This is a genomic window from Nocardioides sp. NPDC004968, from assembly GCF_040608935.1.
GTDB lineage: Bacteria > Actinomycetota > Actinomycetes > Propionibacteriales > Nocardioidaceae > Nocardioides.
On sequence record NZ_JBEXJF010000013.1, the window covers coordinates 85,334 to 98,772 of the forward strand.

Genomic DNA, 13,439 nt, shown 5'->3' on the forward strand with positions numbered 1-13,439 from the left:
ATTATGCAGAACATTTTCGTAATGTGGGCTCATACTCCTCCCGGACATGGCGGCGGTCAAGGGGTTTCGGTCGATGCTGACGGGGGAAGGGAAGCCGGTAACTTGTTCGTCATGGGTGGAAATCGGGGTGCGCGATGAGGGGAGAGTCGAGCGGAAACAGCGTGCTGCGGCGGCTCAACACCACCGCGGTCCTCGAAGGCGTCCGGGCGGCAGGCTCGGCCGGAGCGCGTATCACCGAGCTGGCGGCAGACACCCGGTTGACCCGGCCGACCGTCTCGCAGGCGATCGACGAGCTGTCCTCCGCCGCCGTGGTCGAGCCACTGGCACCATCGGAACCGTCCGGAGCCGGACGGCCCGCCACCCGGTACGTTCTGCGCCGCGGGCTGCTGCCCGTGCTCGGACTGGACATCGGACCTCACCGGGTCGCGGCGTCCATCGTCGACATTCAGGGTGACCCGCTCGCGCACGAGTCGATCGGGGTGCCGCTGGGCGCCGACCCCGCCGCCGTCCGACGTCAGGTCGGCACGCTGGTCGACGGCGTACTAGAGGCTGCGGAGCTGCCAGCCGACCGGATCGGAGCGGTGGTTGCCGGGTCGCCCGGTGTGGTCGGCCCGGAGCTGAGCCGAGTGACGATAGCGCCGTCCGCCCCCGGCATCACCGATGCCGGACTGTTCGCCGACCTCGACCGTCGATTCCCGGCGAGGCTGTTGGTGGAGAACGACGCGAACCTGGCTGCCATCGCGGCCAGCGCCGAGCACCCGGGCCGGACACTGGTCGTGATCCACTGGGGTGAGCGCCTGGGGGCCGGCGTGGTGATCGACGGCGCCCTCCATCGCGGGGCGCACCGCGCGGCCGGCGAGGTCGGCCTGATCCCGGTCTCCGACGAGGGCGTGCAGTTCGACGAGCACGGCCGGGGGCCACTGGAGCATGCCCTCGGCGCTGCGGGAATTGCCGAGCTGGCCAGGGCGGAGGCGTCCCGTCACCCCGGCGGAGCGCTGTCTGCCGACCAGCCCCTGACGGCCCAACAGGTCTTCGCAGCAGCCGCCGAGGGCGACCGGGCCGCCGTCGTGGCCGTGTCCACGGTCGCCAAGAAGATGGTGGAACGACTGGCCCCGGTCTTTCTGGCGATCGACCCGGACGTCGTGGTCCTCACCGGAGGCATCGCCAATGCCGGCGACTTCCTGATGGACCAGCTGCGCCTGCATCTGCCCCGGTTCACACTGGTCCCACCGGAGCTTGCCCTGCTGGTCCCTGCCGACCGTGCCGTGCTCGCCGGCGCGCTCACGCTGGCGGCGAGCAGAGCCTGGGACGAGCTGATCGCCTCGGTGCAGCCAGGTCACCCCTGGTCGGTCAGCGGGACAGGACCTTCTCGGCCAGCGAGGTGAAGAAGCCGAGCCCGTCCGTGCCGGAGCCGGTGAGGGTCTCCACGGCGTGCTCGGGGTGGGGCATCAGGCCGACGACGTTGCCGGCCTCGTTGGTGATGCCGGCGATGTCGTTGACCGAGCCGTTGGGGTTCACGTCGAGGTAGCGCGCGACGACGCGGCCCTCGCCCTCGAGCCGCTTGATGGTGTCGGCGTCGGCGACGTACTGCCCCTCGCCGTTCTTCAGCGGGACCACGATCTCCTGGTCCTGGGTGAACGCGGAGGTCCAGGCGGTCGAGGCGTTCTCGATGCGCAGCTTCTGGTCGCGGCAGATGAACTTGAGGTGGTCGTTGCGCAGCAGGCCGCCGGGGAGCAGGTGGGACTCGACGAGCATCTGGAAGCCGTTGCAGATCCCGAGCACCGGAAGGCCCTTCTGGGCACCCTCGATGACCTCGGTCATGATCGGCGCGAAGCGGGAGATGGCACCGCAGCGCAGGTAGTCACCGTAGGAGAAGCCGCCCGGCAGGATCACCGCGTCGACGCCCTGCAGGTCATGGTCGCCGTGCCACAGCGCAACGGCCTCGTTGCCGCCGACACGGACGGCGCGCTGCGCGTCGACGTCGTCGAGCGTGCCCGGGAAGGTGATGACGCCGATCTTCACTTGGCGGGCTCTTCCACGCGCACGACGAAGTTCTCGATCACCGTGTTGGCCAGGAAGGTCTCGGCGAGCTTCTCGATCTGCGCGAGCGCGTCGTCGGTGACCTCGGGGATCTCCAGCTCGAACCGCTTGCCCTGACGGACCTCGGTGACCCCGGTGAACCCGAGCCGCGGCAGGGCGCCGAGTACGGCTTTCCCCTGCGGGTCGAGAATCTCGGGCTTGGGCATGACGTCGACGACAACGCGAGGCATGGCTGCAGTCTAGGTGGGCCATACGCCGCTCACCTAAACCGTTGGCCCCCTCCCTGCCCGGTCTTTACGATCGCTCCTCGTGCGCCATCTGCTGATCGACATCACCCCGTTGCGTACGTCTCCTGCTTTCCGCCGTTTCTTCATCGGGCGGGCGGTGTCGGGGCTGGGTGGGCAGATCTCGGTGGTCGCGGTGATGTACCAGGTCTGGGAGGCGACCCACAGCCCGTTCTGGTCCGGCAGCGTCGCGCTCGCGCAGCTCGTCCCGATGCTCACGATCGGGCTCTGGGGAGGCGCGGTGGCGGACCGCGCGGACCGGCGCTCGATCCTGCTGGTCACCACCCTCACCCAGCTCGTGCTGGCACTGCTGCTGATGGTGCAGGCCCTCTGGCTGGGCACCTCGCCGTCCTCGCTCGGGACCGTCCTGGTGCTGGTCGCGCTGATGGCCGCCGCGGGCTCGGTCGCCGCCCCCGCGAGCATGGGCGTGATCCCGCGGCTCCTCGCCAGCGACCAGGTCGCCGCCGGGCTCGCCCTCAACCGGCTGAGCTTCCAGGGATCGATGCTCCTCGGCCCGGCGATCGGCGGACTGATCATCGGCTACGCCGGTCTCGAGATCGCGTACGCCGTCGACGCGGCCTCCTTCGCCGCCGGGTTCCTCGGGGTCGTCGGCCTCCCGACTCTCGCGCCGGTGACGAGGACGAGCGGCGGCGGAGTCCTCGAGGGCCTGCGCTTCGCGGCCACCCAGCCGGTCGTACGCGGCGTGCTCCTCGTCGACCTGGCGGCCACCGTCCTGGCCATGCCGGTGAGCCTGTTTCCGCTGGTCAACGAGGCCCGGTTCGGCGGCGACCCGCGCACCCTCGGGCTGTTCCTGACCGCGATCGCCGTCGGAGGTGTCGCGGCCTCGCTCGTCTCGGGCTCGTTCACCAGACGCAGCCGCCCGGGCCCGATCACGATCGGCGCCGCAGCCGTGTGGGGCGCCAGCCTGGGTGCCGTCGGGCTCGTCACCTCACCGTGGCTGTGCCTCGTCCTGCTCGCCGTCGCCGGCGCCGCTGACTCGGTCAGCGTCGTCACTCGCGGGACGCTGATCCAGCTCGCCGTGCCCGATGACCTGCGCGGCCGCACCGCCGCGATCGAGATGATCGTCGGCGCCGGCGGGCCGGAGGTCGGCAACCTCCGCGGCGGCGCTGTCGCCCAACTCACCTCGGGCTCGTTCGCCCTGGTCAGCGGGGGCATCACCTGCCTGCTCGCCCTGGCCGCCGTCGGCGCCACCTCCTGGCCGATGCTCACCTTCCGGACAGGGCCTACAAACTCGAAGATCGCAGCCACCCAGTGACTGCGATCTTCGAGCTACGGCTGCTGCCGGCGTACGAAATCCCTTACTTGAGCTCGCGCTTGAGGATCTTGCCGGTGGCGGTCATCGGGAGGGCGTCGACGATCTCGACGATGCGCGGGTACTTGTAGGCCGCCATCTGCTCCTTGCTCCAGGCGACGATCTCCTCGGAGGTCGCGGAGGCGCCGGGCTTGAGCACGAGGACCGCCTTGATCTCCTCACCGTGCGAGTCGTGCGGGACGCCGATCACCGCAGCGAGAGAAACCGAAGGATGGGTCAGCAGGACCTCTTCGATCTCACGCGGGTAGACATTGAAGCCGCCGCGGATGATGAGCTCCTTGGCGCGGTCGACGATGTAGTACCACCCGTCCTCGTCGCGCTTGGCGAGGTCGCCCGAGCGGAACCAGCCCTCCGAGGTGAGCACCTCGGCGGTGGCCTCGGGGCGGTTGTAGTAGCCCTTGAAGATGTTGTGGCCCTTGATCGCGATCTCGCCGATCGCGTCGGCGGTCCACTCGACGTCGTCCCACGACGCCGGGTCGATCAGGCGCATCTCGACACCCGGGATCGGGACGCCGATCGAGCCCGGACGCACCGGCTGGCCGTAGAGCGAGAACGACGCCACCGGCGAGGTCTCGGAGAGGCCGTAGCCCTCGAGGATGGTCACGCCGAAGCGCTTCTCGAACTCCTTGTGGATCTCGACCGGGAGGGCCGAGCCACCGGCGGCGGCGACACGCAGGTTCTTGGCGAGCGTGGCCACGTCGGTGTCCTCGGAGAGGGCACCGAGCAGGCCCCAGTACATCGTCGGCACGCCGGCGAAGAAGGTGACACTCTCCTTGAGCATCGTCGCCAGCGCGGCCGCGGCGTCGAAGCGGGGCAGCAGCACGACGGTGCCACCGAAGGCGATCGCGCCGTTCTGCACCACGGTCTGGCCGAAGGCGTGGAAGAGGGGCAGCACGGCGAGATAGGTGTCGGGCTGCTCGGCCGAGGCACCGAAGAGGTCGGCGCCGGCCAGCGCGTTGTCGCGCATGTTGCGGTGACGCAGCTCGGCGCCCTTGGGCTGCCCGGTGGTGCCGGAGGTGTAGAGGATGACCGCGGTGTCGTCCTCGTCGGTGGCCACGGTCTCGAAGGTCGGCGGCTGGGTCCCGATGCCCTGGCCGAGCGTGGTCACGCCCTCGATCGGCGACGCGGCGGTCGGGTCGGCGGTGATCAGGAAGAGGTTCTCGACCCCGGCCTCCTGCGCGCCGGCGTGCGCCTCGGCGCCGATGGCGAGCTCCGGGGTGCCCTCGAAGGCGAAGAGGGCCTTCGCGTCGGAGTCCTTGAGGTGGTAGGCCACCTCGCGCCCCTTGAGCAGCACGTTGAGCGGCACGACGGTGGCGCCAGCCTTGAGGATGCCGAAGTAGACCATCGTGAAGTAGGGCAGGTTCGGGCTCATCAGAGCGACCCGGTCACCAGCACCGATGCCCTTGCTCGCCAGCAGGTTCGCGACCTGGTTGGCGGCACCGTTGATCTGGGCGTAGTTCAGACGGATGTCTCCCAGCACGATCGCGGTGCGCTCGGGATAGTTCGCCGCGGAGTCTTCGAGCAGCGAAGCGAGGTTGTACGTGGACACATGGCCTCCAGTGGTGTGCGTGTTACGCGTCACAACCTACCCGTGCGTAGCTTCTCGCGGAACACGGTCTCGGTTTTTACTGCGACACGTGTCCCTGAAACTTTGCCTGGCGTTCTATCAGAAGCGGTGGCCGGTGAGCTTCTCGTACGCCTCGACGTACTTCGCCCGCGTGCGCGCGACGATCTCCTCGGGCAGCTCCGGCGGCGGACCACCGGCGGCGCGGTCCCAGCCGGACTCGGGCGAGAGCAGCCAGCGCCGGATCACGTCCTTGTCGAAGCTGGGGATCGCGGCGCCGGGGTGCCACTGGCTCGCGTCCCAGTAGCGGGAGGAGTCCGGGGTGAGCACCTCGTCGGCGAGCACGATGGTGCGGATGCCCAGGTCGTCCTGGCGTACGCCGAACTCGAACTTCGTGTCGGCCAGGATGAGGCCACAGCCGCGGGCGATCTCGTCGGCGCGCTGGTAGACCGCCAGGGTCAGCCGGCGCACCGCGGCGGCGTCGTCCTCGCCGATCAGCTTGGAGATGTATTCGTAGGTGACGTTCTCGTCGTGGTCGCCGAGCTCCGCCTTCGTGGCCGGGGTGAAGATCGGCGGGGTGAGCCGGGAGCCGTCGACCAGACCGGCCGGCAGCCGGATGCCGCAGACCTCGCCGGTGGCCTCGTACTCGCGCAGACCCGACCCGGTCAGGTAGCCGCGCGCAACGCACTCGACGGGCAGCATGTGGAGCTTCTGGGCGACCACCGCCCGACCTTCGACGGCCGCAGGGACGTCGGTCGAGAGCACATGGGTCGGCACCAGGTCCTCGAACTGCTCGAACCACCACAGCGACAGCCGGGTGAGGATCTCGCCCTTGTCCGGGATGACCGTGTCGAAGACGTGGTCGAAGGCCGAGATGCGGTCGCTGGCGACCATCAGGAGCTGACCGGCGTACGGACCCTCCTCCAGCTCGTAGAGGTCGCGCACCTTGCCGGAGTGGAGGTGCTTCGCGCCCGGGATCGCCGGCGCCGGCGGGATGTTGAGTTCAGCCACGGGATCAGCCTAAGAGATAGTCCTCCTGAACCGTTTCTCGCTTAAGTAGACTGTTTCGAGCGATTTAAGCGGAAGGGCCGCCCATGGAGCGACGACCACAGCCAGACTTCTTGATCATCGGGGCACCGAAAGCAGGGACCACGGCACTGCACTCGGCACTGGCGAGGCACCCGCAGGTGTTCGCCACGACACCGAAGGAGCCGAAGTACTGGCTCTGCGACGACGCTCCGCCGCCGCACTGGCGCGGCCCCGGCGACAAGCACTCCCAGCAGGAGTGGGTCTGGCGGCGTACGGACTACGACCGGCTCTTCGCCGCCGCCCCCGAGCACGCGATCAGAGGTGAGAGCACGCCGTTCTACCTCTACTCCACCAGCGCCCAGCGGCGGATCGCCCAGGAGCTTCCGGACGTGAAGCTGATCGCCGTCGTGCGCGACCCGATCGACCGCGCCTACTCCAACTGGATGCATCTGTGGTGCGACGGGCTGGAGCCGGTCGCCGACTTCCCCACGGCGTTCCGGCTCCAGGACCGGCGCGCCCACGACGGCTGGGCACCGTTCTGGCGCTACCGCGAGCTGGGGCTCTACGGCCGGCAGCTCGACCACCTCTACGGGCTGGTCGGCGAGGACCGCGTGCTGGTGGTGCGCTACCGCGACATCGTCGACGAGCCCGCCGCGACCGTCGACCGCGCCTGCCGCTTCCTCGGCATCGAGCAGGGCCATGTCGGTCACATCCCGAAGGACAACAGCAGGACGTACGTCGAACCCGGCTGGCGCCCGAAGGTGCTCGGCCCCGTGGTCAGGGGCGGCGCCTGGCTCGCCCAGTTCGCGCCGCCGGAGGTCTGGCGCAGGAGCTACCCGCCGTTGCTGCGCCAGCTGGCAGGACCGGGCGACCACCACCGGCCCCGGCTGACCCCGGAGCAGCGCGAGCAGCTGCTGCCCGCCTTCGCCGAGGACATCGAGCTGCTCACCAAGGTGAGCGGACAGGACTTCTCCGACTGGCTCTCCACCTCGAGCCGGGGATCGTTCCAGGAGCGCGCGAGACTGGCGGAGAACCTCAGCGAATCAGCGTGATCAGGTCGTGGGCGCCGTCCTCACGGGCGGCCTCCACGTAGTAGCGGATCCGGCCGTCGGGCAACGCCACCGCGCTGGCGTAGCGGAAGGCGCCGTCGGAGTGGGGGCTGGCGACCGGGGCCGCATCGGGGTCGGCGACCAGACGGGTGCCGTCCCAGCGGGCGACGCCGGTGGTCTCGTACCAGTTGGACGCGGCGTCGGCGCGGCCGTCATAGAGGACGACGAGCGGGTCGTGGGAGACGACCGTGGTGACCCGGGCCCCGCGGGCGTCCCACCGGCCCGGACGTCCGGCGAGGACCTCGCCGTCGTCGTGCCACTCCAGGCCGTCGGTCGAGGTGAGATAGCGGGTCGTCATCCGGTCCTCGTGGCCGGGCTCGGTGAGCGGGTGGCAGCACAGCCACATCTGCCAGGTCTGGGTCACCGGGTCGATCGCGATCACCGGGTCCTTGACCGCGACGGTGTCGCTGCCGGGGTGGACGACCTGGCGGTTTCCCTCGGGGAGCCCGGCTACGGTGTCGGCGGTGAGGCTGTCGACCCACCAGTGCTTGGAGTCCCAGGTGGCGCAGGAGAGGTAGAGCCGCCAGCCGCCCTCGGGCAGCGGCACCAGCACCGGCCGCTCCAGCGACTCGCAGCCGAACTGGTCGCGGTGGACCTCGGTCACGGTCTCGAACCGCACCCCGTCGGTCGACCGGGCGACGGTGACCGTCACCCCGCGGCCGTCCGAGAGCGGGCGCCGGTTTCTCCAGGTCAGCCAGAAGACCCCGTCGACCAGGACCGCGCTCGAAGCGCCGGCCCAGTTGCCCGGACCGTCGCCCGGCGCCGGGATCACGAGCTCGGCGCCGTCGTAGGACGGGAGGGACGGAAGCACACCGGTGGTCATAGAGTCATCTTAGTCAAGTCACTCACTCGCCTAAGGATCCACGCCGCGGCGCCACTTGATGTAACACGTCGTTCGTAGGACTACTCGCCCTACTGGAACGACCGGTTAGTCCTACGAACAGCGTGTTACATCTCCGCCCGCTGTGGCATCGTTCGAGCCATGGCCGAGACAGCTGATCAGATCTACGCCCGCGTCCAGGCCGGCGGTGACCTGCCCGCTCCGAGGGTGACCGAGTGGGACGTCTTCCCGTGGGTCGTCCGCGACGGCGAGATCGCCCCCAAGCCTCTCGCTCCCCCGGCTCCCGAGGAGCCGCGCAGCGGCGAGGACGGTGTGGACTGCAACCTGTGCGGCACCGACCTGCCGGGCGTGATCTGGCAGGACGAGAGCTGGCGGGTGAAGCACCTGGAGCAGTCCGGGCTGCCGCTGGTGCTGATCCTGGAGCCGCTCGAGCACTACGACCTGCCCGACCTCGACGAGCACCAGGCGGCCGAGTTCGGGGTTCTCACGGTGCGGCTCGCCAGGATCGTGGAGAGCCTGCCAAACATCGCCCGCTGCCACGCGATGCGGATCGGCGACGGTGCCGAGCACCTGCACATGTGGTTCCTGGCCCGCCCGAAGGACCTGCTCTCCGTACGCGGCAGCTTCTCGCCCGACTGGGACGACATCCTCCCGCCCGGCCCCGAGGAGATCTGGCGCGCCGACCTCGCCGAGGTCGCCCGCAAGCTCGCCACCCACGGCGGCGAGGCCCTGGTCTGATGGACCTGACCGACGAGGCGGACGTACGCCGCCTGCTGGATGTGATCGAGCAGGAGATCGTCCCGCTGACCCGTGCCGGCGTGGAAGCGGGAAACAAGATCTTCGGCGCCGCGATCGTGCGCCGCGCGGACCTCTCGACGGTGGTCGCCGAGACCAACAACGAGACCGAGAACCCGCTGTGGCACGGCGAGATCCATGCCATCAAGCGCTTCTTCGAGCTGCCGGCCGCGGACCGGCCGGCTCCCGCCGACTGCCTGCTGCTGGCGACCCACGAGCCGTGCTCGCTGTGCCTGTCGGGGATCGCCTGGTCAGGGTTCCCCGAGTTCGCCTATCTCTTCAGCCACCAGGACTCGGCCGACTCCTTCGCGATCCCCTACGACCTGGCGATCCTGAAGGGCGTCTACGCCGTCCCGGACCCTGATCGCGACGAGGTCGCCCCGGGGCGAGACCTCTACAACCGCGCCAACGCCTACTTCGTCAGCACCGGGCTCGGCCCGCTCGCCGACCCCGAGCAGCTCGCCCGGATCACCCGGACCTACGACGAGCTCTCGGCGACGTACCAGGAGAGGAAGGGTGGCGGCGCGATCGCGCACCCCTGACCAGGGCCCTGTCAGTCCCCGCTGCGCCAGCGCAGCAACCCGGCCACTGCTGAGAGCACCGCGACGACGGCGCCGTAGACATAGGTCGTGGTCGTGAGACCGATCTGCGGCGTCAGCAGCCCGGCGACGACCGCCGGGATGCCGAAGGCGAGGTAGGACACGATGAAGATCACCGCGAAGACCTCCGCCCGCTCGTGGGCCGGCAGCAGCGGCATGATCGAGCGCAGGATGCCGAAGAAGGCGGTCCCGAAGCCCGAGCCCGCGACGACCACGGCGACGAGGTACGCCGCCGCCGAGCCGGTCGGGAGCGCGAGCAGGCTCAGCACCGTGCCGCCGGCCAGCGCGGCCGTGCCGTAGAGCGTCGTCGCCCGGGCCGAGCGGTTCCGGAAGAGGTACGCCGCCACCGCCCCGGACCCGGCGAGGGCACCGATCGCGAGCCCCTGGAGGACATGGCTGCTGGCGCCCAGCTCCGTGCGTACGATCGCGGCACCGAGGGAGAGGAAGAGCCCACCGGTCGCCCAGCCGGCGAAGATCGCCGGGGCGCTGCGGCTGAGCAGGCCCCGAATGGCCGGCGGGACGGCGATCCGCGGACGCAGCGAGGCGAGCAGGCCTTCGTGACGGGGCGCGGTCTCGGGGACCAGCCACACGCCGGCCGCGAGGAGGAGGGAGAGCACGACGAGGGCGTCGAACACGATGAGCTGCGCGTCCGCCGCCACCTGCAGGACCACGCCGGCGACGATGGCGCCGATCGCCAGTCCGACCATCGGAGCGACGGCGTTGACCACCGCCGCGGAGCCCGGCCGCGAGGGCCGCTCGAAGTCTGCGATGGCGGCCGAGAGCGTCGAGAGCAGCAGGCCGCTCGCGACCCCCTGCAGGATCCGCGCCTCGAAGAGGACGGCGGCGGTCTCGGCGCCCTGGAAGAGCGCGAAGCTGGCCGCCAGCAGGAGGAACCCGATGGTCACCACCGGACGCCGACCGACGTGGTCGGAGACCGAGCCGAAGACGAGCAGGGTGCCCAGCAGAGCGACGGCATAGACGGCGAAGACAGCCGTCATCACCCACGGCTCGAGCCCCAGGCCCACCTGGAGGTCGGGATAGAAAGGCGAGGGCGCGCTGGCCCCGGCCATCATCAGCACCACCGCCCCGAGGGCCACCCCCGCGCCGAGTCGCCGCCCGACGACGGCGTCCGTCGTCGTACCGCTCACTACGTCTGCCGACATCACCACTCCATCCATCGTTCGAATTTTTTCGAACCTTTTAGGGAGAGTACGTGCCTTCCGCTGACTGTGCAACTATTATCGAACCATGAGTTCTTCCCCGGACCTCCCGCATCCCGAGCGGTCGGAGATCTCGCTGACGACCGTGCTCTTCGCGCTCAGCGACCCCGAGCGCCTGGCGATCGCCCGCCAGCTGGTCGACGGACCTCTCGACATGGCGGAGTGCCACCTGAGCAACCCGGACGTGCCGAAGTCGACCAAGTCGCACCTGATGAAGGTGCTGCGTACGTCGGGCGTGGTCCGCAACGAGGCCAACGGGCGCGCCCGGCGCCTCTCGCTGCGCCGCGAGGACCTCGACGCGCGGTTCCCCGGGCTCCTCGACTCGGTGCTCTCCGCCGATGACGGCGGCCAGAAGCCCTAACCTCGGCGCCAGGGCGCCGGGCGGCCGTGCAGGAACCACTCCATGTTGCGGGTGATCCACGGCAGCCCGAAGTACGTCATGAACGGCAGCGTCACGACCATCACCCCGAGCACCTTCAGCGGCAGCGCCCACTCCCCGACGACCGGCCCGAGCACCCAGTTGGCGAGCAGGCTGACCGGGAAGAACATCAGGAAGATCGTGATCGTCTGCTTCCACCGCGGCGGGGCGGTCGCGACCCCGGAGACCTGCTCGACGTCGTACGTGCTCGGCGGGTCGAACCAGCCCTCGATGCCGGTACGCCGCTCGATCCGGGTCTCCTCGACGAACGGCTCCCCCGCACCCAGCCACCAGCCGCGCTGTCGGCTGTTGTCCCAGCTGCCCAGGGTCTCGTGGGAGTCGAAGCGGTAGAGCAGGTGCCACTGGTCGGAGTCCGGTGACGGCCGCACCCAGCCCGCTCCGAGGAAGCCGGGGAACTCGCTGGCCAGCCGGATCCCCGCCTGCATCCAGGCGACCATCTCGTCGCGACGCTCCACGGAGACTCGACGGGCGATGGTCACGGTTACCGGGTCGGACATGCGATCCATCGTCGCAGGCCCGTACGCCACCTCCCCAGCCGTCGCATACGTTTGCGGCATGACTGTGGTGAAGATCAATGCAATCCAGGTGCCGGCCGAGGCGGGTGCGGAGCTCGAGAAGCGGTTCGCGGCGCGGGCCGGGGCGGTCGAGAAGTCACCGGGGTTCCTCGGCTTCCAGCTGCTGCGGCCGGTCGCCGGCGACGATCGCTACTTCGTCGTCACCCACTGGGACTCCGAGGAGTCCTTCGCGGCCTGGCGCGACGGGGATGCCCGGGCCGCGCACGCGACGCCGCCGGGCGAGGCGCCGCGCAAGCCGGTCGCCACCGGCGCCGACCTGTTGGAGTTCGAGGTCGTGCTGGAAGTCAAGCCCGCCTGACGTCGGAGACGCCGGGGATGCTGACGCCTCCTCGGCGCACCAACGCCTGCTCACCCTGCTGGACGACCTCGTAGAAGTGCTCGCTCCGCCCGCGCAGCAACGGCGTGGGCCCGAGGAGCGAGAGGCGGCCGTGGGCGAGACGGCTGGCGGTGCGTACGGACCGCCATCTCCTCTCGGCAGCCGCCGACCACGGGATGCCGTAGTGCTCGCGGACGACTGCCGGGAGGCTGCCCTGGACGACGGTCCGGAGCGTCTCGGAGGTCGGCGGCCCGCCAGGGAGGTGGTAGCCGGCGGTGCCGGCGATGTGGCGGCCGACCAGGCGCGCCTCGTCCACGAGATACGGCTCGTCCGAGGCGAGCCAGGCGTCGAAGCGGCGGCGGAAGTCGGGATAGGAGGCGGGCGCGGCCGAGGCCGGCATGCCGAAGAGACCGGCCCAGGTCACGAACCCGTCGAAGAGCTCCTCGCGTTCGTCCGGGCGGAGCGGGCGGACCAGGGCGTCGTACATGAACTCGACGGAGTCGAGCGCGAACGCCGCCGTCCACCACATCAGCCCGGGGTCGGCGGCCGAGTAGGGCGACCCCTCGGGATGCGCGGGGCCGCCGGGGACCTCCATCGTCCCCGCGACGGGCACGTGCCGCCTCGCCGTGAACGCGAGCGCCCGGTCGGCCTCCTCCTTGGTGCCGAGGAAGACCGTCTCCATCAACCGAGCGGTCAGCGCGAGCCGCGTGTAGGGCGTCGCCCGGTGCGCCGTGTGCTGCGCGGTGCCGACGAAGAGCCGTGGGTGCAGGCCGCCGATCACCAGGGCCCGCTGTCCCCAGCTCAGCCCGACGACCCGCTGACGCATGGCACGGACGACCATCGAGTCGGCGGCGAAGTACCCGGGCACACCGACAGTCTGACACCGCGCCGCGGCCGGCCGCGAGGGTTCAGGCGGGCTCGAGGGCGGGGACGACGTACTCCCTCGTCAGCGGGGCGAAGTCGGCTCCGTCGGTGATCTCGGCGAGCGCCGCCCAGCGCAGCTCCGCGATCTCGGCAGCGGCGTCCGGGGCGACCTCGCCGGGCCAGGTGAAGACCGTCGAGCGCACCAGGTGGCCCGGCTCGTTGGCGGCGTCAGCCTCGAACTCGCCGAGCAGCGCCAGGTCCTCGACCCGAAGCCGTACGCCGAGCTCCTCCGCCACCTCGCGGACGGCCGCCTCCGCGGCCGACTCCCCCGGCTCCAGCTTTCCGCCGGGGAGCATGAACTTCGCCGTGCCGTTCTTGCGGACGGTCAGCATCCGCCCGTCACCGTCACGGAAGACCACGGCCGCGACGGT

The 13,439-nt window shown here is 70.4% G+C and carries 16 protein-coding genes; 7 read left to right on the top strand and 9 right to left on the bottom strand.

What is annotated here, in order from left to right; all coding sequences use genetic code 11:
• The first annotated feature begins 134 nt into the window (after positions 1-134).
• Entirely contained in the window at positions 135-1,385 is a 1,251-nt protein-coding gene (locus tag ABZU72_RS14945) for an ROK family protein (RefSeq protein ID WP_355019625.1), read from the top strand.
• Here ABZU72_RS14945 and purQ read toward each other — a convergent pair.
• A complete protein-coding gene (gene purQ, locus ABZU72_RS14950; RefSeq protein ID WP_355019626.1) occupies positions 1,351-2,022 on the bottom strand; it encodes a phosphoribosylformylglycinamidine synthase subunit PurQ in 672 nt (223 codons plus the stop codon). The genes ABZU72_RS14945 and purQ overlap by 35 nt on opposite strands.
• Positions 2,019-2,270, bottom strand: coding sequence for a phosphoribosylformylglycinamidine synthase subunit PurS (purS, locus tag ABZU72_RS14955; protein ID WP_179659934.1), 252 nt, complete (start codon positions 2,268-2,270; stop codon positions 2,019-2,021). The genes purQ and purS overlap by 4 nt, the downstream gene beginning before the upstream one ends.
• Before the next feature lie 79 nt (positions 2,271-2,349).
• Here purS and ABZU72_RS14960 point away from each other — a divergent pair, with 79 nt between their 5' ends.
• Positions 2,350-3,600 (top strand): MFS transporter, encoded by a 1,251-nt coding sequence (locus ABZU72_RS14960; RefSeq protein ID WP_355019627.1) that lies wholly within the window; start codon positions 2,350-2,352, stop codon positions 3,598-3,600.
• 43 nt (positions 3,601-3,643) lie between these two features.
• Here the strand turns inward: ABZU72_RS14960 and ABZU72_RS14965 are convergent, their stop codons facing one another.
• Both ABZU72_RS14965 and ABZU72_RS14970 read right to left on the bottom strand, forming a co-directional pair.
• Positions 3,644-5,206: a long-chain fatty acid--CoA ligase gene (locus tag ABZU72_RS14965; RefSeq protein ID WP_355019628.1), complete on the bottom strand. Its 1,563-nt coding sequence runs from the start codon at positions 5,204-5,206 to the stop codon at positions 3,644-3,646.
• A gap of 117 nt (positions 5,207-5,323) precedes the next feature.
• Positions 5,324-6,232: a phosphoribosylaminoimidazolesuccinocarboxamide synthase gene (locus tag ABZU72_RS14970; RefSeq protein WP_355019629.1), complete on the bottom strand. Its 909-nt coding sequence runs from the start codon at positions 6,230-6,232 to the stop codon at positions 5,324-5,326.
• 83 nt (positions 6,233-6,315) lie between these two features.
• Between ABZU72_RS14970 and ABZU72_RS14975 the strand changes: the two genes are divergently transcribed.
• Entirely contained in the window at positions 6,316-7,302 is a 987-nt protein-coding gene (locus ABZU72_RS14975; RefSeq protein ID WP_355019630.1) for a sulfotransferase, read from the top strand.
• On the opposite strand, the gene ABZU72_RS14980 is transcribed toward ABZU72_RS14975, so the two are convergent.
• Complete coding sequence (locus ABZU72_RS14980; RefSeq protein WP_355019631.1) at positions 7,286-8,182, bottom strand: hypothetical protein; 897 nt, start codon at positions 8,180-8,182, stop codon at positions 7,286-7,288. The two genes, ABZU72_RS14975 and ABZU72_RS14980, sit on opposite strands and share 17 nt — an antisense overlap.
• Positions 8,183-8,341: 159 nt before the next feature.
• On the opposite strand from ABZU72_RS14980, the gene ABZU72_RS14985 reads away from it, so the two are divergent.
• Both ABZU72_RS14985 and ABZU72_RS14990 read left to right on the top strand, forming a co-directional pair.
• On the top strand, positions 8,342-8,938 hold the full coding sequence (locus tag ABZU72_RS14985) for a hypothetical protein (protein WP_355019632.1): 597 nt from the start codon (positions 8,342-8,344) through the stop codon (positions 8,936-8,938).
• Positions 8,938-9,537 carry a nucleoside deaminase gene (locus tag ABZU72_RS14990; RefSeq protein ID WP_355019633.1) on the top strand — a complete coding sequence of 200 codons (600 nt, stop codon included), beginning with the start codon at positions 8,938-8,940 and terminating at the stop codon, positions 9,535-9,537. Before ABZU72_RS14985 ends, ABZU72_RS14990 begins: the two co-directional genes overlap by 1 nt.
• Positions 9,538-9,548: 11 nt before the next feature.
• On the opposite strand, the gene ABZU72_RS14995 is transcribed toward ABZU72_RS14990, so the two are convergent.
• Positions 9,549-10,757, bottom strand: a complete 1,209-nt coding sequence (locus ABZU72_RS14995) for an MFS transporter (protein ID WP_355019634.1) — start codon at positions 10,755-10,757, stop codon at positions 9,549-9,551.
• A gap of 85 nt (positions 10,758-10,842) precedes the next feature.
• Here ABZU72_RS14995 and ABZU72_RS15000 point away from each other — a divergent pair, with 85 nt between their 5' ends.
• On the top strand, positions 10,843-11,175 hold the full coding sequence (locus ABZU72_RS15000) for a transcriptional regulator (RefSeq protein WP_355019635.1): 333 nt from the start codon (positions 10,843-10,845) through the stop codon (positions 11,173-11,175).
• Here ABZU72_RS15000 and ABZU72_RS15005 read toward each other — a convergent pair.
• The gene (locus ABZU72_RS15005; RefSeq protein ID WP_355019636.1) at positions 11,172-11,750 is read right to left on the bottom strand and encodes an antibiotic biosynthesis monooxygenase; all 579 of its coding nucleotides are present in this window, start codon (positions 11,748-11,750) and stop codon (positions 11,172-11,174) included. The two genes, ABZU72_RS15000 and ABZU72_RS15005, sit on opposite strands and share 4 nt — an antisense overlap.
• Positions 11,751-11,808: 58 nt before the next feature.
• On the opposite strand from ABZU72_RS15005, the gene ABZU72_RS15010 reads away from it, so the two are divergent.
• A complete protein-coding gene (locus ABZU72_RS15010; RefSeq protein ID WP_355019637.1) occupies positions 11,809-12,126 on the top strand; it encodes an antibiotic biosynthesis monooxygenase in 318 nt (105 codons plus the stop codon).
• On the opposite strand, the gene ABZU72_RS15015 is transcribed toward ABZU72_RS15010, so the two are convergent.
• Both ABZU72_RS15015 and ABZU72_RS15020 read right to left on the bottom strand, forming a co-directional pair.
• Positions 12,113-13,012 (bottom strand): oxygenase MpaB family protein, encoded by a 900-nt coding sequence (locus tag ABZU72_RS15015; protein WP_355019638.1) that lies wholly within the window; start codon positions 13,010-13,012, stop codon positions 12,113-12,115. The genes ABZU72_RS15010 and ABZU72_RS15015 overlap by 14 nt on opposite strands.
• Positions 13,013-13,052: 40 nt before the next feature.
• Positions 13,053-13,427, bottom strand: a complete 375-nt coding sequence (locus tag ABZU72_RS15020; protein ID WP_355019639.1) for an NUDIX domain-containing protein — start codon at positions 13,425-13,427, stop codon at positions 13,053-13,055.
• Positions 13,428-13,439: the final 12 nt, after the last annotated feature.